Genomic DNA, 26029 nt, shown 5'->3' with positions numbered 1-26029 from the left:
CTGCAGAAGGAGGATGTCGATGAAAAAGTTCCTTCTACCCAGCCTCGCGATGTTTTTCATCCTGCTCACGGGCTGTTCCGGTTCCTCACAAACAGTGAAAATTACTTTCAGCGATCAAGATAAAGCACTGCAATTTGAACGCTCAAGAGATACATTGGCAGAAGCGCTGGAAGGCCAAGGCCATAAGATTGACGAGTTAAAACAGCGCTACCAGCCAAGCATCGGTTGGGATCAAAAAATCGAAGGCCACAGCGAGATTACATTGAAGTGCAAGTGCAAAGTCTCCTTGCGTGTGGCGGGCAAGGACTTTGGCACCTTTGAAACCTTGCAGCCCACAGTAAAAGGAGTTTTGCAAGAGAAAAAGGTTGTTCTGACCGAGTGGGATGAGCTAAACATGCCGCTGGATAAGAAGATCATGAACGGTACCAATATCGTGGTCGATCGCATCGAGCAAAGGCTGCAGAAAAGAGTGGAAGAAATCCCTTATAGCACGAAAGAGATAAAAACAGATAAATTAGCAGAAGGAAAAAAAGAAGTGAAAAAAGAAGGGGAGGAAGGGAAAAAGATTTACGAAGTCCTCCTCGTCTACAAAAACGGCATGCCAGTCATGGAAGACGGTAAACCCAAAGCAACGGAAAGACTTGTCCAAACAATCAAGCCCGTCGACAAAATCGTGAGCATTGGCACGAATAAAGAGATGGCGAAAAAAGATGATGTGGATCTGACTTCAGCCAAGACATTAACAGTGGAGGCGACAGGTTACACCCATACCGGAAGCCGTACGGCGACCGGCACTTACCCCAAGCGGGGCACCATCGCGGTGGATCCCAGTGTGATTCCGCTCGGAACCAAAATGTATATACCGGGCTACGGCTATGGTGTTGCTGAAGATACAGGTGGCGCGGTCAACGGCCATATCATTGACCTGTTCTTTGAAACGCGGGCTGAGGCACTCAAATGGGGTCGCCGGACAGTAACTATCAAGATTTTAAAATGAGTGAAAAAAACCTTGCGATGAGCAATTCATTGCAGGGTTTTTTATTTCTGACATGGAATCATTAAATAAGAATCTTCCGTGGCTCCCTTTATCTCTCAATCATCCCTTTATTCAACTATCCATTTCTTCCATCCCTCGGAAAAATTTTCTTCAAAAGCGTGTTTTAAATCGTTAAAATAAAGGTATAGTTACTCCAGGATACAAAGCAAATTGGGAAAATGGCATTTAGGATGAGCAGAAGCATGAAACGACTTCGGGGTCATATTGCCACCCCGATATCGTGTGATGGTCCAGTGAATGGACAGGTGAGAAGGATATGCGGAATGGGTTTTTGTGGAAAAAATCTCTTTGTCATATCCTAACCTTTCATATATACTTAATGGCAAGGAAACTAGCATCCGAGGTGTGAGTATGGTAGGCCGGAATGAACCTTGCCCCTGCGGCAGTGGGAAGAAGTATAAGAAATGTTGTGAGAGAGTTGTAGCGCTTGATTCAGTGGAAAAGGCCAGAGCTGAAAGAGAGAGCCGCTTAAAACACGACCTCTTGGTCGATCTGCAACATTGGTTTACAGGGCGGATCTCACCTGAGATGCAGAAAAGATGGGCACAACGCTTTAAAAAACTCATGCAGTTGCCTTTAGACCAGCCGATTTCCCAAGAATATGCCACTTACTTTCGCTTTTGGCTCCTGTTTGACGCACCTTGTTTAAACCGCCGGCGACCGGTAGAAGTGTGGCGCTCTACCATTCGCAATGCCCCGCACAAGGAACGCATGGCCCGCAATATGAGCGAGTCAACCTTTACCTGCTACGAAATTTCACAGACCGACGAACACACCCTGACCTTGACATCCTTGACAACGAAAGAGCAAGTCCAGATTCAAAAAGGGGAATCGATTCCCAGGGAAAAGCTTGTTTTTACTCGATTGCTTCGTGTTGGTCAACGATATGAATTCTTTGGCCCTTATACATCTTTCGCGCATGAGATGAGAGGGGAGATACTCGTGCAGCTTGAGAAATACAATCATCCAGAAGAAGAACGTCAGGAATACACCACCTGGGAAAACGGTTGGAAGGTTTTCGGTTGGTCTATCAAACGAACAGAAGAGGTCGAGCAAGGGATGTTATCTGCGCCTGTTGTGACAGAGCCCATGGTGGAAGAAACGGCTTTCTGGCCGGTCGTTGAGCCGAAAGAAGAGGAATTGCCTTTGCGAGTGATGCAACATTTGGAACAGTTTTATTTCAACCATGTGGCCACATTACAAAAGGGAACGCAAACTTTGTACAGCCGTTCATTGGAATTGTTGTACAAATATTTGTCGATGCGTTTTGGTCAATCGTTCGACTGGTCGATGCTGGATGAGGAAGTCCTGTGCCATTTTTTGAGCGTATGGTATTTGGATCAAGGCAAAGTAAGTGCTCCTGGTTCAAAAATCTTCCTCAATACCCTAAAATATCTGTTCCGCTGGTTGAAAGAAGAAGGCATCAGCGATGCGTACCTGTCATTCAGAAAGGTATATGCCTCGTTGATCCGCGCGTTGCCTGTCGCGGTTGAAGCGAAAAAATGGATGGAAGAGAATGGTGTCAAGCCAGACTATCGCAACAACGAAGAAACTGGTTCCACACAGATGGTGATGTTGGCTTTCTCTTCAACAGGTCCGGCGCTGTTGATCGAAGACAAATGGCTGCCAGTGAATCTGCTTGGCGTGCCCACCATGTGGAGTGAGCATCGCTTCTGGGTTCACGGGACTGTACAGATGGAACCGTCCGGCTGTTATTTCACACGGATCGATGGGCTTTATCCAATCATTTCATTGGACAACCAATTAAAAGTGTTAGGCCATAAGTGATAAGGTAGCCGTGCTGAACCAATGCATGGGCTACCTTATTTTTGCATGAACCTCTCCATCTGTTGAGATACTAACAGTACACTCAGCGTAAAGGGGGGCTCTTCTCATGTTTGGCTTTTTGCGTAAAAACAAGTTCAAAGAGATGATAAATGAAATGGCAAAAGAACTGGGGATCAAACAAGACGCGCGCGGCAAAAACGGCCAAGAAGTGACCCAGCTCGCCGAAGAGTTCAGTAAGGAATTGGGTTTGAAGCAGAAGCGCACCCCAGCGGGCCAAAAGGATTTGGTCAAAGAAGTTATGACTGAAGCGGGGAAAGAGTTGGGAATTACGGAGAATACAACTTCCACCAACATGAGTCCCGACCAGTTGGCCCAGCGGATTAATGAAGAGATTCAAAAACGGAAGAAATCACGCTGAGTGAAGCGAGCACCCAAATGGATCGGGTGCTCGTTTACATTCACGACTCTCATGTCGGTTGCGCGAGGCTGTGTGTGGGTCCATGGCGGGCTGTCATTTGTCGGGTTAAAGGGAAAGGCGATAGACTTGACCAGAGGCCAGGGTTCTTATATTGCTCATAGGTCGCACACACACATTTGTCAGCGCTTTGGCGCGCAATTGCATAAATATCTTGCCGTTGTGATCGCTTTATTACCCTCGTCAAGAAATAAGTAATCCTCTTTTTTTTGTGAAATTTTCGCATGGTGCGGTACAATGATATGGGTAAGATGGTGCATCAGGCCAACAAGTCGGAAAAAATGAATATATTGTTTGACAGGAGGAATGTAGTGTGGGACGTGTAGATTTGCATGTACATACGACGGGATCGGACGGATTATTTACTCCCTCCGAAGTGGTGAAATTGGCTAAGGAAGTGGGGCTTGCCGGATTGGCAATTACTGACCACGACTCGGTCAGCGGAATAGAAGAGGCGTTATCCGCAGGACGCGAATGGGGTATCCATGTAGTCCCGGGAGTGGAAATAAGCACGTTGTGGCAAGGGAAAGAGATTCATATGTTGGGGTTACATATCGATTATCGCGACCCGTCTTTACTTGAAAAGTTGAAGCGGCAACGTGAGGTGCGGCAGACGCGCAATCGCATGATGATCGAAAAATTAAATGAGTTGGGGATTGAAGTGACCATGGAGGAAGTCATGGCCAAAAAGAAAGGGGAGGGCCAAGCTGACAATGTGGGGCGGCCGCATATTGCTGAAGTGTTGATTGACAAGGGGATTGTACAATCAATGGATGAAGCGTTTGACCGATATTTAGGGCGGGATGGGCAAGCTTATGTAACGCCGCCGCGCATCAGCCCGATCGAAGCGATCCAATTGATCCACCAAAGCAAAGGGAAGGCCGTCATCGCTCATCCCGGATTGTATGAGCAAGACGACTTAATTCCTTTGTTGGTGGAAAATGGATTGGACGGCATTGAAGTGAACCATCCGGATCACACGGATGAAGCCAAACAGCGGTATGCCGAAATGGCAAAAACATTTGGGCTTTTCGAGACGGCCGGATCGGATTTTCATGGGGAACGGCACGGCTCGATGTACCATGCGATGCTTGGCACATGCACGGTGGATGAAGGGATTTTGACCAAGCTTTAAATCAGCTTCTTCTTCATCGATACGTGCGGGATACCTGCATCAACAAACGGCTCACCCATGACGTGATAGCCCAGCTTCTCATAAAACGGGATCACCGGCATTTGGGCGTGGAGGACGATCGCGTGGGCTTGTTCTTGGCGGGCTTGGGCTTCTAACGCTTCCATCATGAGGCGCCCGGCGCCGCTGTGGCGTTTGGATGGTAGCACAGCGACCCGTTCGGCTTTGGCCACGTTACGGTTAACCCACCGCATCCGGCAAGCGCCCACCGGTTGTCCGTCCTCAAGCGCCACAAAATGCAACGATCGCTCATCATATTCATCTGATTCCCGCGTTTCAGGTACTTTTTGCTCTATCACGAACACCTGGCGGCGAATAGCAAAAGCCCATTCCCTCTCCATCGGTGTTTGGGCGATGATGACGGTGACGGCCATGGGACGACATCCTTTCGGATCAGATCATTTTTTCAACAGGAATGTTTGATGAATACTCCAAGAGCCGTTTTCCAGCTGGTACATAAGGTGGAAACGGTCAATTTTCGATTCTAATTCAAATTGCCTCAACCGTAGGGTGCCATACACATCATGTAGCTCTTCTTCCGACATTTTCTGCCCAATGGTGAGATGTGGGATGTAATCATAAGGCATTGGAATGGGATCCAAGGAAGCACTGATCTGGTTGTGCAACGTTTCCAAAGGTTTGCTGTCTTTGATCGCCAGATAGATGGTATGGCTGGTAGGATAGAAATGGCTCACTTTGTGGAACTGGATGGTGAAGGGCTTGTTTTGCTTGGCGATTTCTTCTAATTTCTGGACCGCGTCTTCCACTTTTTCATCAGGCAGTTCAAACTTTTCCCGCAACGTAATATGGGGTGGAATGAGGCTGTAATGCGGGTCGTACCGCTTTCTATAGGAATTGACTAGGTCTTGTACGTGTTTTTGTGGAAAAACTGCAATGCCGAAAAACATAACACATTCCCTCCTTGAACAGAAAAATGGCGCATTTCTTATATTATATCTTTAAATTTTGGTTCACGCATCTTTTGTGGACAATTGATTATGGTAAGATGGCTTATGGGAGGGAAACAGATGAGAAGAGTACACAGCAGTGAAGTGAAACGTACAGTGATGAAAAGCTTGGAAGAACGCGGAGTCAGTATCGAGGCAATTGCTGAAATTGTTCACGAAATGCAGAGCCCTTATAACCCGAATCTAACCATGGAGCAGTGCGTCGACAGCGTGCTGGCCGTGCTGAATAAACGGGAATTGCAACACGCTATTCTGGTAGGAGTCGAGTTAGACCGCTTGGCGGAACAGAATATGTTGTCTGAACCGCTCTTATCCCTTGTCAAAGGGGATGAAGGGCTGTTTGGTTGTGATGAAACATTGGCGTTGGGTTCTGTTTTGGGCTATGGGAGCATCGCCGTCACTACCTTTGGTCACTTGGACAAGCATAAAATTGGGCTCATTCGCGAGTTGGACACCAAAAAAGGTGGACGGGTGCAGACGTTTATGGATGATTTGGTCGCCAGTGTCGCGGCTGCAGCTTCAGGACGCCTGGCACACCGTTTGCGCGATGAGGAAGAGCGGGCTTCAGCCCAACAGCTGGAAGATTGAGCAAATAGCAGGCCTATCGATGCAAATAAGCCGTTGTCACAATCGACAACGGCTTTACCATTTGGCCGTGAGGAGGGAATATTGGTCGGCTCGTGAACAGTTAAGCCCGACAAGGTTGCTTGGGTTAATATAGCATATGCGGGAAGGGTCTGCGCGCTCTGGACGAAACGGAAAATGTGCAAGCGCCCTTAGGCATGAAAAATGGAAAACAGCGAAAAATAAGAGATGAAAGGAGGAACGCATGATGCAATGGGTATATTGGGCCAAATTATATGACAGCCGCTTTCAAGCGCGGTGTTTGGCGGCACGAATGCAGGAGGACTGGTGGCTGTACGGGTATGATAGCCCGGAGCGTGTAGAGGTGTTTCGTTCCAAAAAAGGGCGTTATGGCGTTCGTTATATTTGGGATAAAAAATCTTAAAAAAAGGCCTTGCACTTTTGAAGAAATTGATGTATATTAATAAATGTCGCTGATGACGATTAAAACAATTAATATCGCGGGGTGGAGCAGTCTGGTAGCTCGTCGGGCTCATAACCCGAAGGTCGCAGGTTCAAATCCTGTCCCCGCAACCAACTCGGAGCTGTGGTGTAGAGGCCTAACATGCCTGCCTGTCACGCAGGAGATCGCGGGTTCGAATCCCGTCAGCTCCGCCACTTCACCATCATGGGCCTATAGCTCAGTTGGTAGAGCAGTCGGCTCATAACCGATCGGTCACAGGTTCGATTCCTGTTGGGCCCACCAACTTATCTAAAAACTACATATTTTCACTTGGGCAGTTAGCTCAGAGGGAGAGCGCTTCCTTGACACGGAAGAGGTCGTAGGTTCGATTCCTATACTGCCCACCAACCAAACCCTTGCACATTTGCAAGGGTTTTTTGTTTGATAGAGGAGTAAGTTGCGTTTTTATGGTGAATTGATGAAAGCGAGAGAGTTAATCACTATTATTGTTCGATGTAAAACAATAAATCATGGAAAAGGGTGCTTGGTTACTGATTGGATATGGTGTTCGGCTATGGATCCCCTTGCTGCGTATATTAAATCATACTACATAGTATATACTGATTATAATGGCTATTTTGCGAGATAGGAGGTGGAAAAGTGCTAAATGGGGATCTGTGTTGATTTTTTTTATCTTGATTGTTATTGCAACTTTGCATTTAAAAACGATGCGCGGGAATAAGAAGAATGGAATACATTTGGCCTGAACAGATACCGAAATTAAGGTATATATCTTTTCTAGGTAACTACGCACATTTGATAAAAATACTCAAATTCTGTTATGAAATGATGTATTGAAAGAAAAGAATTATAGCACCTCAAATAGATAAAGCCAAGGGTTTGGAAGTCATCTTTCAGTGTTTAAACAAACGACAGTAAGCATATGTATGGTGCAGGCTGAAGGCAAAAAAAAGGTCTCCGCCGAGGGGGTGCGCTAGAATGGATTCGACGGAGACGAGGAAGAGTTAAGAAAACCATTCATTGTGGGGATTCGAAGATAAGCGAGACAGTGCTATCCTCGAACGCTATTAAGTATAACACATTTATTCAATATGTTACAGTTTTTAATTGAGGAATGCATTAATTATTAATACTTATTTGCTCATAAATAGGAAATTAATACATGATGGCATCATCCATGCCCAGCATGAGAGGGGTACTCCTGAGGGCGATTAAAGCAAAAGTGATGGGATGCGTGCAGATGCGTTGATGTGATGGTGGACGCTTTTTTTTATTCACGGTGCGAGGCGACGAGGACGGAGGTGGAATGTTGTCCTCCCTGCTTGCGGGCGTGGTGAATCGCAGCTTCAAGGATCACGAGGGCACGGATCAATTCTGTATGGGAATGGAAGGCGTGGATGGAAAAGCGGATGCCTTCCGGGCGCGGCAGATGGCGAATGTATAGATGGTGCTTTAGACAGTAGTCCACGATTTCCTCGTGGGCAAGGCCTTCTATACGGAAGCATACCAAACCGGAAGCGGGGAAGGAGAGGTCGGTGAACAGAGTGACATCCGGCAGAAGCAGAAGCTGCTGTTTGAACCAGGTGGCCAAATGATGGATCTGCGAGGTGACCGCGGGAAGCTGGTACTGATCCAAGAGTTCTAAGCCACGGGTGAAGCCGGCAATTAAGGCAATGTTTTTTGTGGAGCCTTCCATTTTTTGCGAATCCATCTTCCAATCTATCTGCCCGTCAAGGGAAAAGCCGGTGATGGATTGGTAGCCTGCTGCAAGGGGCCATAGTTGCTCAACGAGCTTGGTGGTGATATAACAAGCGCCGGTGCCGGTGGGACCCAACAACCACTTGTGGCCGGAGAGAGCATACGCATCACAACCGATGGCTTTAACATCGACGTCTACATTTCCGGCGCCTTGCGCTCCGTCGATAAGGGTGAGCACGCCGTGGTCTCGGGCCAGGCGACAGATGTCAGCGACAGGCAGGATGCGGCCCGTGTTCCAGGTGACATGGCTTGCGACGATCAGGCGTGTGCGTTGATCGATGGCTTTAGCCAACGCGCCGATCATCTCTTCATCTGTTTTGTCGTCGGGATCGACAAGGGTGACAGAGAGATCGTACCGTTTTGCGATGTTGAAGCATGGTACGAGACTGCTGACATGCTCGTGAGCAGTGATGATGATTCCATCTCCTGCTTGCCAAGGGATGCCGGCGATGATCGCATTCATGCTGAAAGTGCCGTTTTCCGTCAGCGAGATTTCGCTAGGGTGGGCTCCTAACAGAGAAGCCAGCTTCTGACGGGCTTCCATGCAGACTGATTCGGTAACCAACCAGGGCTTGGGAGATGGGGATTGGAGGGAACGGTTCGCTTGAGTGATCGCTTCATGAATCGGTTCCAAAAGCGGTACGCACGTTCCTATGTTAAAGTAGAGGCTGTCACCCAAAGGAGGGCATAGGTCTTGGAAGTGTGGCCAACGGGTTGGCATTCGGGCATCATCCTTTATATAGCTTGAAATTCGTTGTTTATATTATATAAATTTGCAAATAGAAGAACAATTCACTTTTGGTGTGAGATGGTAAAGTGATTGGAAAGTGGTTAAAACATTAATAAAATCACGAGAATTCATCATGCCTGATCTTAATATGAAGATGCCATGCACTAAGCGGCCTTATCCCGCAAAGGGAAGTGATCGAGATTGATTAGAATTCTATCTGTTTTGCTGGGGATTCACCAAAAATTTTTACATGTGAAGGATAGATCGTGTAGCTAAGGCATGCTGAAACAACCTCTTTTTTCAATGGCCGGTCCCGGCGTAAGGAGCGAAGAAGAAGGGCATACTGAAGCAAAAAAAGGAGGTTGTCATTAACAACAATCAGCAGCAAAGCAGATTGGAAGGACAGATTGAGGATCAGGTGAAATGCGCGTCGCGGATGGAAGAAGCGTGTCAGGATATTCGCATTCCCGCGCATCTGGTGGCGGAAGTGCAGGATGAGGAATCGACATCATGATTGACCGCTCCTGCCGTTATGGGGGAGCGGATAGTAAAGTTAATAAATAGATTGACAAAATATTATGTTTTCTCTAATATTAAAAAGAACCCCTACTGATTGGACATGATGTGCCGACGGTTTAACCTCTTCTTCTAAAGGTTAGACCAACGTCTTCAGGTTTCCGCCAGAGGATGCCCACTCCACGGGAAATAGCGTGCGTCCGTCGTATCATCTCCAGCAATTATGATGTGAATACTCGGTTCAACGATGAGTCTGTTTTGCGGTGAGGAAGAGCTTGCTTGTCAGCCAGCTCAGTGTAGACGAGCCCCTGCAGGAGCGAGATTTTTGAAAGCGGAGTTGCTTGTCGCTTAAGAAAACCACGGAACGCAGGCTCAAAAATCAGCTCCGGGCCACTTTGTCAACAAGTTCGAGCTTGCTAGCTGGGCAAGCTTGGTGTGTTCACACATCTTGGATTGAAAGGGGAACGTTTGGGTTGAGCATTTTAATTTTCAATCGCTTGCCTTATTATGATGTACCCTATGACAAATGGCTGGAGGACTTGAACGAACCGTTGGTGATCCTGACGGAACAAAAATTGGCGCCGGCGTTTCAGGAGAAAGCGCGCGCCTTATCTTTTGAAAATTATGACTATAACAATGCGGTTGAATTTGTCGCTTTACAGATGGCGAAAAAGAACCCATTTCGCCGGATTGTTGCAACTGCTGAGCGGGATATTTTGCGCGCGGCAAGACTTAGGGAGCATTTGGGGATCGAAGGCCAGTCGTTAGAGAGCGCGCTCGCTTTTCGTGACAAGGTGAAGATGAAGACGCTGCTCAAAGCGGCCAATGTGAAGGTTCCCCCGTTTGCTGAAATCACTTCGGTGATCGATTTGGTTCGTTTTATCGAAGCAGAGGGATATCCCGTCGTGGTGAAGCCAGTCGATGGCATGGGCTCTCGAAATACAACGATTTTGCATGACGACGAAGACACCATCGCCTATTTAGCAGAGGGATTGACCCCCCATTTGGAAGTGGAGAAGTTTATCGAAGGTGAAATGTACCACATTGATGGTATTGTGCTTGATGGGGTGATAGAGCTCTGTTGGCCTTCCAAATACTTGAACAACTGTCTTGCATTTCAGGAAGGGAAGTATCTCGGTAGCTATCTGCTGGAACCGGAAAATCCGCTTACGCCCCGTTTGCAGCGTTATGTTACGAACGTGCTTCATATCTTGCCCACGCCGCAATATACCACTTTTCACGCGGAGGTGTTCCACACCCCCGAGGATGAGTTGATATTATGTGAAATCGCTTGCCGGACCGGAGGTTCCCGCATTTGTGAAGAATACCGCCAAGCATTTGATTTGGATTTGACCAAACTGGCGGTGCAAGCCCAATGCGGATTGCCCGTGACTGTGCCCGAGCAAGTGCGGAGCGGGCGGGGACCCAAGACGCAGATTGGCTTTATTGGCATCCCGCCGAAGCAAGGGGTTTTTCTCTCCGCCCCCAAAGCGGACGAGCTTCCTGATTGGGTGACGGAATACCGTTTGCTGGCGGAGCCGGGCCAATATTTTGATGGGCCGCATACCAGTGTGGATTATACGGTGACATTGGTGGTGACTGGGGAGACCGAAGGGGAAGTGTTGGCGAGGTTAGAAGAGGTGGCTGACCTGTTTGAACGGAACACGGTATGGCAATCGAAGTGATGTGAACAGCGTGACATAACTGCAACAAAGATGCCTGAGCAGTTGAAAAAGGAGCCGGGCCCTTTTTCAACTGCTTAGGCTTTTTTATAGGCAATAAATGCAGTTTTCGGGTTCATTCCCGCTCGTCATTGGCCGCGAGTGGCAAGGTTTCTGAGCCACCGAGCTCGGGAAGGTTTTCCACCCGGTTCAGTTTCTTTTTCATCGTCTCCGTTTGCTTGGTCGCTTGACCGATTGTTTTGCTGGCCTCGTCCAACTTGCGCTGAGCTTTGGTCAAAGTATCGCCAAACTTGAATAATTCTGTTTTTAACAGACTTAACCATTTCCACGCTTCATTGGTGTGCTTTTGGATTGCCAGCGTGCGGAACCCCATGTGCAGGCTGGTCAAAAAGGCGGACAATGTGGTGGGGCCGGTAATCGCGACTTTGTATTGGCGCTGGATATGCTCCCACAGTCCGGGCCGCCGTAAAATCTCGGCGTACAAACCTTCGATCGGCAGAAAGAGGATGGCGAAGTCGGTGGTTGTCGGGGGATTGATGTATTTATCCGCTATTTTTTTGGCTTCTTGCTTAATCCGTGCTTCCAAGTTTTTCAATGCTTCTTGGACTTGATCGGCTTGTCCGCGCTCTTGTGCTTCGGTGAGGCGTTGGTAATCGTCCAAGGGAAACTTGGAATCGATCGGGAGCAACAGATGTGAGCGTTCCGCGTCTTTGGCGGGCAATTTAATGGCGAATTCGACATTCTCTTTGCTATTCTCTTTGACTGTGGCGTTTTTGCTATATTGATCCGGCGTTAGCAATTGTTCCAAAATGTTTTCCAGCTGGATTTCCCCCAAGACCCCACGGTTCTTCACATTGGACAAGACTTTGCGGAGATCGTCGACGCCGGTGGCCAGATGGTGCATTTCCCCCAAGCTTTTATGAACCCGTTCCAATCGCTCGCTGACCATTTGGAACGATTCACCCAGCCTTTGTTCCAACGTTTGATGCAATTTTTCGTCAACCGTCTGCCGCATCTGCTCTAGCTTTTGCTGGTTGGCTTCCTGAAGCTGGTTTAATTTTTCTTCTACTTTGTCTCGTAGCAGTTCTTGTTTGCGTTCAGTCATGATGGCCATTTCGTTGAGTTGTTTGGAAAAACTGTCCAGCAGGTCTTTTTGTTGACGTGAACTTTCACGAATGGTGGAGATGGTGGATTGGGTGAGATTGTTGAAGGAGTTGCTCAGGTCGCGCCGATTTTCAATGATCGAGCGATTCCATTCCAACCGATTGGCGGCGAATTCTTCGCGCATTAATTTTTCCAATCGCTCTTGGTTAAGTTCCAACCGTTCCACTTGTTTGCGTAACGATGAATCATTTCCTTCGCGATCCGCCCGCTGAAAGATGAGATACAGAATCACCGCGTTCAAAAGGAGGGAGATGATCCCGATGATTGTTGACATGTTGAACACCTTCTTTTATGGAATCGAGTATCTTCCATTATAACTGATTTGGAAAATATTGTTCAGGCTCTTTGGCTGGTGCGCTGGCTCTTGTTTTTCCAAGGAGGCGCTTTCTTGCGCGAATATGGTAAGATAATGAACGTATGCAGAGTTTAGACTGAGTTCAAAAGGAGAAGCGCACTTTCATGATTGACGTGAAATTCCAACCGGTTTTGCACCGCTTGGCGGCGGTGGAACAAGCCATGGGTGAGCGCCATGATGAAGAGCATCGGGAAAAAATGGCGGATTTGATGCGAAAAGTGGCCAAAGGGGAATGGACCATCGCATTTTGCGGGCATTTTTCGGCGGGCAAATCTTCTATGCTCAATGAGTTGTACGGTGAGTCGATCTTGCCGACCAGCCCGATTCCGACCAGTGCCAATGTGGTGAAAATCATGGCTGGCCAGGATGAGGTTACGTTATTGTTGAGCACCGGAGAAGTCCATCGTTTTGCTGGGGTCTACACTGAGCAAGAGTTGAAGGCCTTGTGCAAAAATGGGGAAGAGGTGCTGGCAGTTCACATCAAGCGCGAGACAGAAGCTTTGCCTGAAGGTGTCGCGCTGTTGGACACCCCGGGAGTGGATTCCGCCGATGACGCGCATCAGGCGGTCACCCTATCTGCCTTGCATCTGGCGGATGTCATCTTTTACATGATGGATTATAACCATGTGCAGTCAGAAGGGAATCTTTCATTTATTAAGCAGCTGATCGCACGAAAAGAGGAAGTTTATCTGATCATCAACCAGATTGATAAACATCGCGATGCAGAGCTTCCGTTTGCCACATATCAAGCAAATGTGGAGAAAACATTTGCCGAGTGGGGAATTCAGCCGGCTGGCGTATATTATACTTCGCTTGCTGATCGGTCGCATCCGGCCAATCAATTGGCGGAATGCAAGGCACTGATCCGGCGACTGATGCACAAGAGAGATCGGATGGAAGAGAGCGCGCGCAAAGAAGCTGAGTATCTGATCGGTGAACATCTGGACGCGCTTAGGGCGCGAGAGCGAGAAGAACGGGTGAAGCTGGAGAAAGTGTTACACGCGGTTACGCCGCCTGCTGGTCGCAGCATGAGCGAGTGGCTGGCTGAGTGCGAAAATGAGTTGAGCCAACTTGCCGGGCAAAGCGAACGGGAGCGGGAGGCGTGGGTTCACGGCCTGAACCGTTTGCTACAAAACGCTTACCTGATGCCGGCAGATCTGCGCGAGGTCGCACGCGCTTACTTGGAAACGGTGTTGACGCCGTTCAAAGTGGGTTTTCTGTTCAGCGCCAAAAAAACGGAGCAAGAGAAAGAACGGCGTCGTCTTGCATTTTATGAACAATTGCGCCAGACGGTGGAAACGCAACTGGAAGTTCATCTCAAGGCGCATCTCATGCAGTTTGCCAAAGAGCGGCAATTGGACACGGACCCCATCAGCGAAGCGATTTACCAGCCTGTCTCATGGGTGACCCCGGAATTGCCGGCCCAAGTGATCAAACCGGGAGCGGAGTGGTCAGGTGCCTATGTGTTGACTTACGCCGAGGATTTGGCACAAGCAATCAAAAAACGGGCGCGCGAATGGGCGGAAACCATCTATGACCGTATGGCGGGAGAACAGGCTGAACGGATGCAAGCGCTACAAACGCAGTTGACAGCACAAATCAACAACATCAAGCAAGCGTTGGCAGCGGAACAGCAGTTGGCGGCGAAAGATCGGGAACTGGCCGAATATGAAGCATATCTCCTTCAGGTAGTTCGCGGCGATATTGACGTCGCCGAGTTTGACCTTGCTTACCTGCTCCATGAAGAGATCCCAGGTGCCCGGCAACGCTATGAAGTTAAGCTGACCGATGCAACGGTTGCATTAGAGCAGCCGACTATAGCGCGGGTGGCCGATGCGCCGCAAGCACCTAAAGCGGCGATGCGGACGAATTGGGTGCTACAATTGGTGAAACAAGCGGAACAAAGCTTGCAAGAGTTGCCAAACTTCGCTCAGCTGCGTGAGGAATGGGCGGAAAAACGGGCTCGCATCGAGGGAAAACAATATACGGTGGCGTTGTTTGGTGCGTTTAGTGCGGGAAAATCCTCCTTTGCCAATGCGTTGTTGGGTGAGCGCGTATTGCCGGTGTCTCCGCATCCTACGACGGCTACGATTCACCGTATCTGCCCGCCGACAGAAAGATATGCCCATGGGGAGGCGGTCATTCGTTTCAAATCGCGGGAAGCCCTTTATCAAGACCTTAAGCAAGTAGCTGCCTTATTCCAGCGAGAAGTGGAATCCCTGGAGGCGGCGGTGGCGGGGATCGAGGAGCTGTTGCGCGAACCGACCACTTTCACCAAGCAGAAGCTAGCGCTTCCCTTCTTGCGGGCTATCCAACAAGGATACGGAGAGTTAGCGGGCGAGCTGGGTGGCGAAAAAGTGGTTTCGCAAGCAGAGTGTGAAGCCTTCGTAGCCAACGAAGCGAAATCGGCGTTTGTGGAATCCGTCACTTTGTATTATGATGTGCCGTTGACCCGCCAGGGGGTCACCATCGTGGATACGCCCGGAGCGGATTCGATCCATGCGCGTCATACGGAAGTGGCCTTTCAATACATTAAAAACAGCGATGCCATCATATATGTCACTTATTACAACCATCCTTTTTCCCGCGCCGACCGTGAATTTCTCATTCAGTTGGGCCGGGTGAAAGATGTCTTTTCCCTGGATAAGATGTTTTTTGTGATCAATGCCGCTGACCTGGCTTCATCCGAAGAGGAGCTGGCCATGGTGCGTCAATATTTTGAAAGCCAGTTGCAACAATACGGCATTCGTCATCCGCGCTTGTTTGCTCTGTCCAGCTTACAGGCTTTGGCCGATTCCGAGGACGAGCGCATGGCACAATTTAAGCAAGCGTTTCTGTCGTTCATTCTGCACGACCTGACAGAGGTTTCATTGAAACAGTTGGGGAGTGAAGTGCAACGGGCCGAGCACATGCTGGAACAGATGGGGCAAGCTCTAACACAGAGCAAAGCAGAAAAGGAAGCGAGCAGGCAGGCGCTGGTTGCCGAGCGGGAAGCGATGGAACGCATCATCAGTACCAGTGGTGGGAAAGCAGAAGAGCAGGCCTTGGAACAAGAATTGAATGAGCTGTTCTATTATGTTAAACAACGGATGTTTTATCGCTACCATGATGTGTTCACTGAGATATTTAACCCGTCAGCGCTGAAGGAAGATGGACAGGTAAAAGAGAAATTGCAAGGTTGCGTCTGGGAATTGGTTGAATTCATCAAACACGACCTGTCTCAGGAAATGCGGGCGACGGCACTTCGGATGGAAAAATGGATCGCACGGACGGAAAGCGCTTTGGCGCAGACCATCGCCAAGCGTTTGGAAGCTGTACGCCCTGACTTTCAAACCACTTTCCACAGTGAGGAGGGCATTGCTTCCCCCGTGCTGAAAGAACCGATGACCAATCTATCGTCCGCCTCGTTTAAAAAAGCGCTCAGCTTGTTCAAAAGCGCCAAAGCCTTTTTTGAAAAAGGGGAAAAAGCGCGGATGGAAAGTGAATTGAAGAGCGTGCTGGAACAGGAAGTGGCTACCTATCTGGAACAGTGCAAGACGGAGTGGGGCCCGCACTATGCCATGGCATGGCAAGCAGCGGTGGACCGGGTAAAACAAACATTGCGCGATCAAGTGATTCATGAATATGAATGGCTGTTGCAAGGATTTGACGAAACCCTCCCACTCGATGTGTTCATGGCAGCCCAACGGCGGTTCGTCGAAGTGAGCGCGGAGTTGAACAAGGTATTGACTGAATAAGGCTGCATGCGGCGAAAATGCCTGCTTGCGATGAAGCGGCGCTTGGCTGCTTCGGCTACGAAAACCCTTCGCCCATGAGGTGCGGAGGGTTTTTACAATTGAACGCAGGGAAACGCAATTTCATTGAATCGAAATATTTACGCTACAGAGAGCGGTTGACCCTCCATTTCGACTCAGCTTACAATGGTTAAGCAAAAGGGTAAATGGCTTGCATGCGTCAAGCTTGCCTATCGGTTATTCCAAAAGCCGCCGTTTAAGAGAAAAAGCCATTTTCCTTTCTCAAGATGTTGAAATCGCTTGTTTTGTTCCTGACTGATGAGAAAAACGGCATGATCAAGGAAATGACCATGAACAAGGCATCTTTATTCATAACGATGGTAAGCTTGTTCGGACTGATTGTCTTTATGCCTCCAAGCAATAAAGCGTGGTTGCAAATGATGGAGGAATGGGTCAAAGCCGATTTGACGTCAACGGAATCCCCATCCTCGTCTGGGGAAAGACCCAAACCGATTGCGAAGCCCAAGACGCCTTCTGTTACGGCTAAACCTGATCCCAAGCCCGACGAAGAGCAACCGAACCCTGGCAAACAGCAGGGCGTCGCTTTGACGTTGATCCACAAAAACGGGTCCGCCTATATCAAACTGGCTGAGGTAAAACGGCACCTGCCGATCAAGGGACGGGTTGATTTGCGGTCGGGCAAGATGACGCTCACCTACCGCGAGGCCCGGCTTGAGTTGGTTCGCAACATTGCGGTCATGAATCTGAACGGCATTTACGCGCCACTCAAGGAGCCGCCGCTCATCGAGGAGTCGGAGGTTTTCATTCCCGTGTCTATCCTGCAAGAGGTGTTCGGGCAATCACTCAACATCGAGGGTGGCAAGGCGATATGGATCGCGGATGAGGATGCTGTACCGGCTTTCGCCCAGCAACCAGACTTGCCAACCTTCTCTGTTAAGGGCATGATCCAATATCTGTCTTTTGTCGAAAAGCCGATCAAGGGCGCGCATGTCAGCACCAGAACTTCCCATTTGCCTGGCGCTCCCCGGACATATCGCAATGGGGTGCATGAAGGGCTTGATTGGTATAGTTATGGCACCGGTACTCGGATCGACCGCAACACGCCCGTTTATTCCATCGCTGATGGAGTGGTTGTGCGGGCAGATCATGATTATCGGGAAATGACGACGCCAGAGCGGGAAGCGTTGTTGGCGAAAGGGGCCGACAATGATGGCCAAACCCCTGAGGACATTCTTGATCGCATGCGGGGTCGCTCGGTTTGGATTCAACACGACAAAGGGTTGATGGCCCGCTATGTGCATTTAGAACGGATTGATCCCCACGTGCAGGTAGGACAAAAAATCAAAGCTGGTGACATCATCGGTTATGTGGGGAATTCCGGAACGAGTGACGGAGCGAAGGGCAACGACGAGGGATTGCATTTGCACTTAGATCTGTTTCTCTATGGAGAATGGTTCTGGAAACAATATAGTTTAAAAGAGCGCAGGATGATTTTGGAAGGTGTTTTCAATTGATAAACATAGACATGAGTGTTGATCTCCCGGCAAAGATTAACACCCCATTTACCTTCTCTTCAACTAATTTGATTACCATGGCAATGTATAGGAATTTTACGCTGAAGCGGGGCGGAGGTGAGGCGGTTTGAAAGGGATTGCTTCGTGGGTGACCCGATATGACCATTCATTGATTCAACTGGTCAATTGTCATTGGAAATGCCGTTGGTTGGATTGGTTGATGCCGCGGATCACTCATCTGGGTGGCCCCACAGCTACGATCGGTTTTCTGCTTGCGTGGTACCTGTTTATGCCCAAAGAGTTTAAAACATGGGCGGTTGAAGGTGTGATCGCCCTCGCGGGAAGCCATTTGATCGTGCGCGTGCTGAAGATGTTGATGCCTCGAATCCGTCCTTATCTGCGGTTGGAGCATTTGCATACGTTCCCCAACCCGCTGACGGACTATTCTTTTCCGTCGGGGCATACGACAGCGGCGTTCTCCGTCGCGATGACGTTTATCTTGCATTCGACGGTATTTATGGCTATCTTACTGCCATATGCCATCATTGTCGGATTTTCTCGCATGTATCTGGCTTTGCATTACCCCACTGATGTGTTGATTGGCACTTGCTTGGGTAGTGCGTTTGCTGTGGGTTCAGTTTACTTGTTTCAAGTGATATGAACCTCCTTTAGCCCCTTTCCCAGACGAGCTGCCTAGGAAAGGGGCTGAATCCTTAGCATTGACACTTACCATACACCGGTAATTATGCTACAATATAGAATAGACCAACTTTTCTCCATGCCCCTACCAGCCGAGTTGATGGGGCTTTTTTCTATCCAAATATGTCATAAACTTTCCCACTGATAAAAGTGATTGTTTCATCCATTTTGACCATGTGTCCATCGACAAAGTGGATGTGGATCTCCTCACCTGTGTCTGTGATCAACGTGATTTGCAGTGGATTGCGATGGGTTGGTACAAACTGAAGCTGTGCTTCCACATTTGCTTCTCCCGTTGGGGAGGGGGATTGTTCAATAGTGTGCAATTGCATATGATATTGTGGTTGTGTGGCAAGGTCAAACAGGAAGGGGTGTAGTTCTGAAGGCTTTCCGGAGATGAGCAATTTTAGCATCGCTTCAATCCTTTCGTTTTATTTTACTGAAAATTTATTATTGTGATACGAAGAGTATACATCCTGGAAAAATTTATGTCAAACCGGCCTTCCATTTGAAAATTTAATAATCTTTCTATCAAATGGTTAGAATGCGGTAAAATTTCAATTAATTTGTTGGGGTTGCGATGCAATCCTTGATGAAGAGGTGAATGAGCGAATGGAGTATATTCATCCCAGCCAAATTGGTGAATTGTTGCGCAAACGGAGGAAAGAACTAGGTCTGAGGTTAGAGGATCTGGCTGATGACTTTATTTCCCCTTCCACGATCAGCAATATTGAGCGGGGCATCACCTATGTAAACGAGGAAAAGGTTCGGTACATCGCTGACAAACTGGGTGTGAACCTAGAGCAGATTCATGAATTGTGGGCAAAAGAAAAGCAGGAAGAAGAGCAAATGGAATTAAAGCTGGCGGCGGTGGAAAGTATCGTTGACTTGATGAATCCGGACAAAGGCTTGGAGAAATTGCGCAAATTGGCGGTGCCTAACAATCACTTGTCCACAGCCTATGTTCATTTTTTGCGAGGGAAAATCTATTTGCAGAAGAAAAATTGGGTGAAATCACAAAATCATTTTTTAGAAGCGATTCGGATCGTCGACCAGAAGGGGGAGTGGCAGAAAAGCAACATAAAAGCGGCTAGTTATCATGAACTGGGGCGCATTGCGATGGAAGTGCATGATGCGGACCAAGCCTTGAAGTATGTAGAAGAAGGCATAGAGCATTTCCAAGAGGCGGGTGAGCGCAGCGATTATAAAAGCATGTTGCTAGCGGCGAAGGTGAAAGTGTTAGAAAAGCTGGATCGGATCGAGGAAGGACTGCGGCTGATCGAAGATTTGTGGCAACAGATCGATGAGATCAAAAATGTGGAAGTGGCGCTAAATTTGTCGCAGTCACGGGTTTCCATGCTGACCAAGCTCAAATTGTATGATGAAGCGGTGAGCCACGCTACCGCAGGGATTGAACTGGCCCGTATCAACAAAAAGCCGGAACATGCATCCGAGCTGTGGATGATGCTGGGCGGCATCCATTTGCGCAAGGGCCAATGGGATGAGGCGGAGGATTGTTTCCGCACCGCACTCTGCTTGCAAGAAAAAATTAAAGCGGATGAATTAAAAATAAAAACGCATACATATTTGGGGATGGTGTTGCTGGAACAAGGCAAAAGCGACGAAGCCAAACAGGTGTTGGAAGAGGCTGTGGCTATTTGTGAACGAAATCACCAAACCATGCCACATCGGGAAACGTACATTGTTTTGGGGGACTGTCACGCTAAGCAAGGCGCTTACAGTGATGCGATTCAAGTGTATGAGAAAGTGTGGAAGATGGCACGCAAAAAGGGGGACAAGCCACAAGAGCACAAGGTGATTCTCAAGTTGGCCCGCTGTTACGAGCAACAGGACAAAGAGAAATTTGCCGAGTTTTTGCAAGAGTTGTACCGCGTGGAAAATGAGCTTGACCTGGAGTTGGATGTCCCTTATTGACAGTGAAGCTGATTCGGCAGGTTAACCGCTATGAGCGCAAGTGGAATGAAGGCGCCCTGGGAGATTCCCAGGGTGCTTTTCATTTGCGCGGATTGTAATAAATGATACGGCCGTTGAACAAATGGAGTTCGCCTTTAAGCTGTTTGGCTATGTACTTGGAGAATTCGTTTCCTTTGGCGAGGTCGCCGTGCGTCGCTTGCTCCGGCAAAACCAATTGGACGTAGGGGGTGCCGGAATCTTCTTCCTGGCTGACGCCAATCACTAAGCCGCGGTATAAGTGGGGCTCCGTTCCTTTTAGAACCAGATAGGGGACGCCGTCTTGTTCCTGTTCTTCGATGGTGTAGGGGAAGGCGGCCGCTTGATAATCCCAGTCCAGTTGTTGGCCGGTCAGCGAAGTCATATGTTGGTAGCGAATCAAGAGCTCCTTCACATCGGCCAGAGTAACGTCAGTTTGCGCAGAACCTTTCACCAGCTTGATGTATGCGCTTTTATTCAATGAAAACTCGCTCCTCATCCATGGCTAATGTTTTTTTACTTCCATCTTAGCACGGGGCGAAATGGTTGCGCAAATCAATCAAATCTCATTATTTGGACACTGATCGCATTGCCATGGTTTGAATAGTGCTTTGCCGCAACATGTTTGAGGTTCGTTTTTTTCGGAAATAGGAAGGTAACGGAAAAATCGCGCGATTTTTGCAAGCTTAATGATGGATTCATCACGTTTTTTAAAAAATTGAAATATAATGACTTGTCCCGTGTATGCGGTCATGTTAAAATTTTTTCTATTCTACGGATTTGGAGGCTTTCTGATGCGTAAAGTGGATTTGCTCGACGAGTTACGCTCAGAGATCGGCGTCGTTTCAGATAAATGCGCGGATCAAGTGAACGATCTTTACCAATTTGTGTGTGAGTCATTGCAAAAAAAGATGCCCGGTTACCAATGGGTAAGCATATATTTGGTTCAGGATTACGCTTTTGTGTTACGTCACGATGAAGGGGAGCGAATCCTGCCACAGAGCATTCCTTTCGGGGAAGGGTTGATCAGTGTAGCTGCAGCTAGAGGGAGCATGGTTCGTGAACGATTGTCCGGAAGGGTCGAAGTGTATATGCCATTCTATCGAGGGCATCATTTGATCGGCGTGCTTGTTGTGATCGCCAAACGTGCTAATGTGATTGATGAAGAAGATGTTTCTCTGTTTATGGAGTTGGCGTCTCTTTTTGAAACGAAAGTAGAAAAATATAATTCATGAAAAAAAGGTTTCATTGATATGCGGGTGGGGAAATAAGTAATAGCCCTGTCCCACGGGCTTCTGTGTAAAACCACTTGACCGAGGACATTGCTTTTCGCAATGTCTTTCCCATTCTTCAAAGAAAGTGAGGAGGAGATTAGATGAGTCTTTATGAACGACTGTATGACGAGTCCGAAAAAGCGAAAGTGCGCTTCGTCGGTTTCATTTCCGAGCACGGCCGATACGACTTCGGAATCGTGTACACCCACATGTTTTTTGGTAAGCCGCTTGTTGTTTGCATGCAAACCGGACGCTCCTCTCTGCTTTCAATGGAGGATACTGAGAATTTGGAATATCTGCAGAAGATCTTTAATCTTCGTTCACGAGAAGAAGCGGAGGAGATTGCGCTGTTTTTCAGAAGCAACCTTCCCGCGATTACCATGGAAATAGAAGCAGAGCATTGATAGTGAGAGCAAGTCTTCGGATTTGCTCTTTTTTTTGTGCGCTTTTTTTAGGGAAATGGGCAAAATAAATCACCCTTTGACATAAATAGTATGTCATAATATAATATAAGTGACATCATAATAAGAGCGCTTACAAAAAAGCTTGCAAATCAGTTCGGGAGGGAACTTCAATGGAAGCGATTGTGTGCCAAACATGTGAAGAAGTGATTACTTATGTGCCGGCAGAGAAGGTGGGCACGTTGTATGGCAAATGCCCGGGCTGCGAAAACACGGAACCAGCTGCCACCGCGAAAAGCGAATAAGTGAGCGAATGGTCAGCTGGAACATGGCGGCCAATTGGCGCTGTGAACATCTGTTACGATGTGCTAACAGGAAGATTGATTAAATAAAAAGCCCGCCGTTGAAACAATGGTGCGGTTCACATAAACGTTGAAAGCCACCGTCAATTAGACGGTGGCTTATTTGATTACTCGAATCTTACGCATAGTGGGGTCTTCCGGCCCTTGGACGGGGAGTCCTGCTTGGAGATGTTCTTCGATATAGTAGATGTTTTCTTCGGTGATCTCTTCACCCGGCGCCAAGATGGGAATGCCAGGAGGATAGATCATGATAAACTCGGCGATTACCCGGCCGGCTGCTTCTTTCAGCAAGATGGATTCCGTCTCACTGTAAAACGCTTCGCGCGGAGACAGCACCAATCTGGGGATCTCAGGAAGGCGGATTTCCACCGGAGAATGACATTTGTCTTGGTAAAAGCGATCAGACATGTCCTTGAGTGCGTTAAGGAGTTGATCGATGGTTTCTTGGGTGTCTCCAGGTGTGATCAAGCAGAGCAAGTTATGCAAATCGCTGAGTTCTACTTCGATCTGGTAATTTTCGCGCAACCAGTTTTCTGCTTCATTCCCATTGATGGTCAGGTTTTCCAAATGGATGAGAAGTTTGGTTTCATCCAAATCATAAAGCGCGTCGCTTCCCAGCCATTCTCGACCGACGCAGCGCAATCCGGCAATTTCATTGATTTGCCGTCTGGCGTAATCGGCCAGGCGCAGGGTTTCTTCGATGATCGCTTCGCCGTTTACGGCCAAATAGCGGCGGGCGGCGTCCAGCGATGCTAACAGGATGTAGGACGTGGAAGTCGTAGTTAGCATGCTGATAATAGATTGCACGCGAGCCGGGTTAACCAAACCCTCGCGGACATTTAACACAGAGCTTTGAGTGAGCGAGCCACCCAATTTGTGGACGCTAGTCGCGGCCATGTCGGCGCCGGCGTCCATTGCCGAGAGGGGCAAACGGTCATGGAAGTGGGTGAGTACCCCATGTGCTTCATCGACGAGCACGGGAATGCCGTGTCGGTGAACCAGATCGACAATCTCCTTGAGATTGCCAGCAACGCCGTAATACGTGGGATTAATGACCAACACTGCTTTGGCTTCCGGGTGGAGCGCCAACGCCTTTTCCACTTGGCTGGCAGTGATGCCGTGGGCGATACCCAAGGTTTTGTCCATTTCCGGATGCACAAAAATGGGCAACGCTCCCGCCAAGATGATCGCCGACAGGACGGATTTGTGCACATTGCGCGGCACGATGATTTTGTCGCCGGGGCCGACGACGGACATGACCATGGTCATAATCGCTCCGCTGGTGCCTTGGATGGAGAAAAAGGTATGATCCGCGCCAAAGGCTTCTGCCGCCAGCTGTTGGGCTTCCTGAATAATGCCCTGAGGATGGTGCAGGTCATCGAGAGGGGCGATATTGATCAAGTCGATCGACAAGGCGTTCAACCCGATGAAATCACGGTATTCGGGATCCATGCCCTGCCCTTTCTTATGGCCAGGGATGTGAAATTGGATCGGGTTGAGGTTTGCGTGTTCTCTCAATTTCGTAAATAAAGGAGTTTGGTATTGTTTATTGTTCATATGCGTTGCCTGCCTTTACCTTTATCGCTTTATCACATAAACCGCATGAACATACGGAAATGGTTGATCATATGCACGACCGTTAGTATAACAAAAACAATACGGCAACAAAAGAAAAATTTCATAAGTAAAATTAGACAGTTGGTTGAACGGGGAAAGACGGCGGAAACACGGCAAAAAACGCCTGCAAGATGTTTTTTTATACTGCGGAGAGTGCTTGGGGGCAAGGGAGTTGAAAGGTGTAAGCGGGTTTCAAAGCATGTGGGAAAGCGAAATGGGAAATGGCGGGGCAATGGATGGTCTGGTTGACCGCAGCTGGACCTTCTTGCGTAAACATATCGTTCTAACACGTGTCTGATAAAGGCAAGCGGCTTCAAAACCGTTTTTCTCATGCGCTTTACACGTGACGAGGCGCTCATCGAGAAAAGGGTTTTTCCACCGCTTCTTTTCGCCAACTTGATTTGCCAAGCACGCCCTAGGTAGCGTTGTAACCAGGCTCGATCTGGTTGCACAAATGTTTCTAAAAAGAGGTGGCTGGTTTATTCCATCGCCAAACGGTACAGTGGGTTTAGCGTTTCGCAAGTGGATTCGATCTGCTTGATCAAATCGTCACCTGACAATCGACAAGCTTCTTGCCGTGGAATGACGCGGCCGCACAAAAACTCCGCCTTTTTCACTTTTTCCAAGCGCTCGAGCATCTTGTGAGCCTGCTCGTCGGTCAAGTCCGCTTTGCGGATGACATCGGGCCGGGTGTGGTCTTGGGAGAAATAGTATGTATCGGGAATCAGGGCCCAGTAGCGGTCGAACTCTTCGCCCAATCGGCGGGCAAAGGGTTGCTTCCGGTCGCATTCGTAGATCAGGGCGAACCAGATGAAGAGATGATTGTCGCGAATGCCTAATTGAAAGTGGGGCAATCCCTTGTATCCGCGCTTGCTCGTGGACCAGGCTACCCAGGTTTCGTCCGGCGGATTGACGGTGCGGCGGGCGTGTTTGGCGATATGCGTGCTGACGGGTTCGCCCAATTGCACGGTCAGAAAGGAGGAAAGGTGTTGCCCGATGATATCAAACTTGGGTTGAATGTGTTGTTTGATCGCGTTCATGCGAGGTTCGAGCCCATCAATGTCAAAAATCTGAAAGTCTTGTTCAATAAAACCGGGTATCGTCATGATCATCACCATCCGTATCATCAAACTGAGTCCGGCGGCTCAAGGACGTTGCCGGAACCAAAGAAAAGCGGTTGCGGACTTATCTTACCACATTCACGAGATAGATAAAAATTTTAGAGAGTTAATTTCTAAAAATTTAAAAATTTATTTGAGTGGTTCACCGTGCCCCTTGCTAGGTTGATAGCGTAACATAATTGAGAAAGTTGATTTGTGTCCCAGGTTTAATTCACCTTGGTTGGGGCAATGCTGTATCCAAGCTAACCTTTAAGGTCGGTGGTTGGGACCCAAAGCCCAAGCATATAAAAGGGGTGTAGTGGACCATGGAAGAGGTAATCAGAGTCTACCGTTGCCAAGATGCGGAGGAGCGCATTCCGATTCTGCGAATGGAATTGGATGAGGAGTTGGAGAAGCTGTACGAAGCCCTAAAAAACAACAACTTTCACAGGATTGATCAAATCAAAGCTAGACTGGAAGAAATAAGAAAAGAGATGCTCATGTTGGAAGTTTTATAAAACAATTCCGTCTATTTTTGGAGAAAAGGAAATAAATTAGAATTTGTCGAAAGTGTAACATGTGAAATTCTAGATCGTGTGTTACACTTTTTATTTTTTTCTACTT

General features: G+C 48.3%; 23 protein-coding genes, 4 tRNA genes and 1 pseudogene. 20 read left to right on the top strand and 8 right to left on the bottom strand.

Annotated elements, in window-relative coordinates:
* Positions 1 to 19 precede the first annotated feature (19 nt).
* From NYR52_RS11570 to NYR52_RS11555, 5 genes and pseudogenes are all read left to right on the top strand, one after another.
* Entirely contained in the window at positions 20 to 997 is a 978-nt protein-coding gene (locus NYR52_RS11570) for a 3D domain-containing protein (RefSeq protein ID WP_158283352.1), read from the top strand.
* 411 nt (positions 998 to 1408) lie between these two features.
* Positions 1409 to 1474 (top strand): annotated as a pseudogene (locus NYR52_RS16780) (SEC-C metal-binding domain-containing protein); the annotation flags it as partial.
* A 111-nt stretch (positions 1475 to 1585) separates the two neighbouring features.
* The gene (locus NYR52_RS11565) at positions 1586 to 2845 is read left to right on the top strand and encodes a hypothetical protein (RefSeq protein ID WP_259435686.1); all 1260 of its coding nucleotides are present in this window, start codon (positions 1586 to 1588) and stop codon (positions 2843 to 2845) included.
* Between the two features lie 106 nt (positions 2846 to 2951).
* The gene (locus NYR52_RS11560) at positions 2952 to 3263 is read left to right on the top strand and encodes a hypothetical protein (protein ID WP_132222422.1); all 312 of its coding nucleotides are present in this window, start codon (positions 2952 to 2954) and stop codon (positions 3261 to 3263) included.
* A gap of 370 nt (positions 3264 to 3633) precedes the next feature.
* Complete coding sequence (locus NYR52_RS11555; RefSeq protein ID WP_132222420.1) at positions 3634 to 4455, top strand: PHP domain-containing protein; 822 nt, start codon at positions 3634 to 3636, stop codon at positions 4453 to 4455.
* Here the strand turns inward: NYR52_RS11555 and NYR52_RS11550 are convergent.
* Both NYR52_RS11550 and NYR52_RS11545 read right to left on the bottom strand, forming a co-directional pair.
* Positions 4452 to 4886 carry a GNAT family N-acetyltransferase gene (locus NYR52_RS11550; RefSeq protein ID WP_132222418.1) on the bottom strand — a complete coding sequence of 145 codons (435 nt, stop codon included), beginning with the start codon at positions 4884 to 4886 and terminating at the stop codon, positions 4452 to 4454. The two genes, NYR52_RS11555 and NYR52_RS11550, sit on opposite strands and share 4 nt — an antisense overlap.
* A gap of 24 nt (positions 4887 to 4910) precedes the next feature.
* Positions 4911 to 5420, bottom strand: coding sequence for a 2'-5' RNA ligase family protein (locus NYR52_RS11545; protein ID WP_022736572.1), 510 nt, complete (start codon positions 5418 to 5420; stop codon positions 4911 to 4913).
* 120 nt (positions 5421 to 5540) lie between these two features.
* Between NYR52_RS11545 and NYR52_RS11540 the strand changes: the two genes are divergently transcribed.
* From NYR52_RS11540 to NYR52_RS11515, 6 genes are all read left to right on the top strand, one after another.
* Positions 5541 to 6068: a phosphatidylglycerophosphatase A family protein gene (locus NYR52_RS11540; protein WP_132222416.1), complete on the top strand. Its 528-nt coding sequence runs from the start codon at positions 5541 to 5543 to the stop codon at positions 6066 to 6068.
* A gap of 241 nt (positions 6069 to 6309) precedes the next feature.
* Positions 6310 to 6489, top strand: a complete 180-nt coding sequence (locus NYR52_RS11535) for a hypothetical protein (RefSeq protein ID WP_132222414.1) — start codon at positions 6310 to 6312, stop codon at positions 6487 to 6489.
* A gap of 75 nt (positions 6490 to 6564) precedes the next feature.
* A tRNA-Met gene (locus tag NYR52_RS11530) sits at positions 6565 to 6641 on the top strand.
* A gap of 4 nt (positions 6642 to 6645) precedes the next feature.
* A tRNA-Asp gene (locus NYR52_RS11525) sits at positions 6646 to 6722 on the top strand.
* A gap of 12 nt (positions 6723 to 6734) precedes the next feature.
* Positions 6735 to 6810 (top strand) — tRNA-Ile (locus NYR52_RS11520).
* Positions 6811 to 6839: 29 nt separating this feature from the next.
* A tRNA-Val gene (locus tag NYR52_RS11515) sits at positions 6840 to 6914 on the top strand.
* Positions 6915 to 7798: 884 nt separating this feature from the next.
* Here the strand turns inward: NYR52_RS11515 and NYR52_RS11510 are convergent.
* Positions 7799 to 9007: an aminotransferase class V-fold PLP-dependent enzyme gene (locus tag NYR52_RS11510; protein WP_259435685.1), complete on the bottom strand. Its 1209-nt coding sequence runs from the start codon at positions 9005 to 9007 to the stop codon at positions 7799 to 7801.
* Between the two features lie 998 nt (positions 9008 to 10005).
* On the opposite strand from NYR52_RS11510, the gene NYR52_RS11505 reads away from it, so the two are divergent.
* Complete coding sequence (locus NYR52_RS11505) at positions 10006 to 11217, top strand: ATP-grasp domain-containing protein (RefSeq protein WP_259435684.1); 1212 nt, start codon at positions 10006 to 10008, stop codon at positions 11215 to 11217.
* Positions 11218 to 11329: 112 nt separating this feature from the next.
* Here the strand turns inward: NYR52_RS11505 and NYR52_RS11500 are convergent, their stop codons facing one another.
* The gene (locus tag NYR52_RS11500; RefSeq protein ID WP_054095986.1) at positions 11330 to 12652 is read right to left on the bottom strand and encodes a DNA recombination protein RmuC; all 1323 of its coding nucleotides are present in this window, start codon (positions 12650 to 12652) and stop codon (positions 11330 to 11332) included.
* A 185-nt stretch (positions 12653 to 12837) separates the two neighbouring features.
* Between NYR52_RS11500 and NYR52_RS11495 the strand changes: the two genes are divergently transcribed.
* The 3 genes from NYR52_RS11495 to NYR52_RS11485 all read left to right on the top strand — a co-directional run bounded on the left by NYR52_RS11495 (position 12838) and on the right by NYR52_RS11485 (position 18663).
* Positions 12838 to 16470, top strand: a complete 3633-nt coding sequence (locus NYR52_RS11495) for a dynamin family protein (RefSeq protein ID WP_259435683.1) — start codon at positions 12838 to 12840, stop codon at positions 16468 to 16470.
* A 329-nt stretch (positions 16471 to 16799) separates the two neighbouring features.
* The gene (locus NYR52_RS11490) at positions 16800 to 18002 is read left to right on the top strand and encodes a M23 family metallopeptidase (protein ID WP_259435682.1); all 1203 of its coding nucleotides are present in this window, start codon (positions 16800 to 16802) and stop codon (positions 18000 to 18002) included.
* A 127-nt stretch (positions 18003 to 18129) separates the two neighbouring features.
* Entirely contained in the window at positions 18130 to 18663 is a 534-nt protein-coding gene (locus tag NYR52_RS11485; RefSeq protein WP_259435681.1) for a phosphatase PAP2 family protein, read from the top strand.
* Between the two features lie 151 nt (positions 18664 to 18814).
* Here the strand turns inward: NYR52_RS11485 and NYR52_RS11480 are convergent, their stop codons facing one another.
* Positions 18815 to 19114: a hypothetical protein gene (locus NYR52_RS11480; RefSeq protein WP_259435680.1), complete on the bottom strand. Its 300-nt coding sequence runs from the start codon at positions 19112 to 19114 to the stop codon at positions 18815 to 18817.
* A 199-nt stretch (positions 19115 to 19313) separates the two neighbouring features.
* Here NYR52_RS11480 and NYR52_RS11475 point away from each other — a divergent pair, with 199 nt between their 5' ends.
* Entirely contained in the window at positions 19314 to 20636 is a 1323-nt protein-coding gene (locus tag NYR52_RS11475) for a helix-turn-helix domain-containing protein (RefSeq protein WP_102992897.1), read from the top strand.
* Positions 20637 to 20715: 79 nt separating this feature from the next.
* On the opposite strand, the gene NYR52_RS11470 is transcribed toward NYR52_RS11475, so the two are convergent.
* On the bottom strand, positions 20716 to 21132 hold the full coding sequence (locus tag NYR52_RS11470; protein WP_154987912.1) for a DUF1885 family protein: 417 nt from the start codon (positions 21130 to 21132) through the stop codon (positions 20716 to 20718).
* Positions 21133 to 21445: 313 nt separating this feature from the next.
* On the opposite strand from NYR52_RS11470, the gene NYR52_RS11465 reads away from it, so the two are divergent.
* The 3 genes from NYR52_RS11465 to NYR52_RS11455 all read left to right on the top strand — a co-directional run bounded on the left by NYR52_RS11465 (position 21446) and on the right by NYR52_RS11455 (position 22631).
* Positions 21446 to 21886: a GAF domain-containing protein gene (locus NYR52_RS11465; protein WP_154987911.1), complete on the top strand. Its 441-nt coding sequence runs from the start codon at positions 21446 to 21448 to the stop codon at positions 21884 to 21886.
* A 140-nt stretch (positions 21887 to 22026) separates the two neighbouring features.
* A complete protein-coding gene (locus NYR52_RS11460; RefSeq protein ID WP_022736556.1) occupies positions 22027 to 22329 on the top strand; it encodes a DUF3055 domain-containing protein in 303 nt (100 codons plus the stop codon).
* Between the two features lie 170 nt (positions 22330 to 22499).
* On the top strand, positions 22500 to 22631 hold the full coding sequence (locus NYR52_RS11455; protein ID WP_154987910.1) for a GapA-binding peptide SR1P: 132 nt from the start codon (positions 22500 to 22502) through the stop codon (positions 22629 to 22631).
* A 156-nt stretch (positions 22632 to 22787) separates the two neighbouring features.
* On the opposite strand, the gene NYR52_RS11450 is transcribed toward NYR52_RS11455, so the two are convergent.
* Positions 22788 to 24245 (bottom strand): aminotransferase class I/II-fold pyridoxal phosphate-dependent enzyme, encoded by a 1458-nt coding sequence (locus NYR52_RS11450; protein WP_259435679.1) that lies wholly within the window; start codon positions 24243 to 24245, stop codon positions 22788 to 22790.
* 539 nt (positions 24246 to 24784) lie between these two features.
* Positions 24785 to 25411 (bottom strand): YktB family protein, encoded by a 627-nt coding sequence (locus tag NYR52_RS11445; protein ID WP_259435678.1) that lies wholly within the window; start codon positions 25409 to 25411, stop codon positions 24785 to 24787.
* 320 nt (positions 25412 to 25731) lie between these two features.
* Between NYR52_RS11445 and NYR52_RS11440 the strand changes: the two genes are divergently transcribed.
* Positions 25732 to 25923, top strand: a complete 192-nt coding sequence (locus NYR52_RS11440) for a YkzI domain-containing protein (protein ID WP_102992891.1) — start codon at positions 25732 to 25734, stop codon at positions 25921 to 25923.
* Positions 25924 to 26029 lie beyond the last annotated feature (106 nt).

The sequence above is a fragment of the Laceyella sacchari genome (assembly GCF_024927925.1).
GTDB lineage: Bacteria > Bacillota > Bacilli > Thermoactinomycetales > Thermoactinomycetaceae > Laceyella > Laceyella sacchari.
This window is presented reverse-complemented; position numbering and strand designations above follow the sequence as displayed.

What these genes read in the sequence shown, in the direction of transcription:
- NYR52_RS11460 (WP_022736556.1), top strand. Translation starts at nt 22,027, where the DNA reads ATGAGTCTTTATGAACGACTGTATGACGAGTCCGAAAAAGCGAAAGTG.
- NYR52_RS11560 (WP_132222422.1), top strand. Translation starts at nt 2,952, where the DNA reads ATGTTTGGCTTTTTGCGTAAAAACAAGTTCAAAGAGATGATAAATGAA.
- NYR52_RS11490 (WP_259435682.1), top strand. Translation starts at nt 16,800, where the DNA reads ATGATCAAGGAAATGACCATGAACAAGGCATCTTTATTCATAACGATG.
- NYR52_RS11550 (WP_132222418.1), bottom strand. Translation starts at nt 4,886, where the DNA reads ATGGCCGTCACCGTCATCATCGCCCAAACACCGATGGAGAGGGAATGG.
- NYR52_RS11440 (WP_102992891.1), top strand. Translation starts at nt 25,732, where the DNA reads ATGGAAGAGGTAATCAGAGTCTACCGTTGCCAAGATGCGGAGGAGCGC.
- NYR52_RS11465 (WP_154987911.1), top strand. Translation starts at nt 21,446, where the DNA reads ATGCGTAAAGTGGATTTGCTCGACGAGTTACGCTCAGAGATCGGCGTC.
- NYR52_RS11500 (WP_054095986.1), bottom strand. Translation starts at nt 12,652, where the DNA reads ATGTCAACAATCATCGGGATCATCTCCCTCCTTTTGAACGCGGTGATT.
- NYR52_RS11455 (WP_154987910.1), top strand. Translation starts at nt 22,500, where the DNA reads ATGGAAGCGATTGTGTGCCAAACATGTGAAGAAGTGATTACTTATGTG.
- NYR52_RS11545 (WP_022736572.1), bottom strand. Translation starts at nt 5,420, where the DNA reads ATGTTTTTCGGCATTGCAGTTTTTCCACAAAAACACGTACAAGACCTA.
- NYR52_RS11450 (WP_259435679.1), bottom strand. Translation starts at nt 24,245, where the DNA reads ATGAACAATAAACAATACCAAACTCCTTTATTTACGAAATTGAGAGAA.
- NYR52_RS11475 (WP_102992897.1), top strand. Translation starts at nt 19,314, where the DNA reads ATGGAGTATATTCATCCCAGCCAAATTGGTGAATTGTTGCGCAAACGG.
- NYR52_RS11480 (WP_259435680.1), bottom strand. Translation starts at nt 19,114, where the DNA reads ATGCTAAAATTGCTCATCTCCGGAAAGCCTTCAGAACTACACCCCTTC.
- NYR52_RS11540 (WP_132222416.1), top strand. Translation starts at nt 5,541, where the DNA reads ATGAGAAGAGTACACAGCAGTGAAGTGAAACGTACAGTGATGAAAAGC.
- NYR52_RS11535 (WP_132222414.1), top strand. Translation starts at nt 6,310, where the DNA reads ATGATGCAATGGGTATATTGGGCCAAATTATATGACAGCCGCTTTCAA.
- NYR52_RS11495 (WP_259435683.1), top strand. Translation starts at nt 12,838, where the DNA reads ATGATTGACGTGAAATTCCAACCGGTTTTGCACCGCTTGGCGGCGGTG.
- NYR52_RS11510 (WP_259435685.1), bottom strand. Translation starts at nt 9,007, where the DNA reads ATGCCAACCCGTTGGCCACACTTCCAAGACCTATGCCCTCCTTTGGGT.
- NYR52_RS11445 (WP_259435678.1), bottom strand. Translation starts at nt 25,411, where the DNA reads ATGACGATACCCGGTTTTATTGAACAAGACTTTCAGATTTTTGACATT.
- NYR52_RS11570 (WP_158283352.1), top strand. Translation starts at nt 20, where the DNA reads ATGAAAAAGTTCCTTCTACCCAGCCTCGCGATGTTTTTCATCCTGCTC.
- NYR52_RS11565 (WP_259435686.1), top strand. Translation starts at nt 1,586, where the DNA reads ATGCAGAAAAGATGGGCACAACGCTTTAAAAAACTCATGCAGTTGCCT.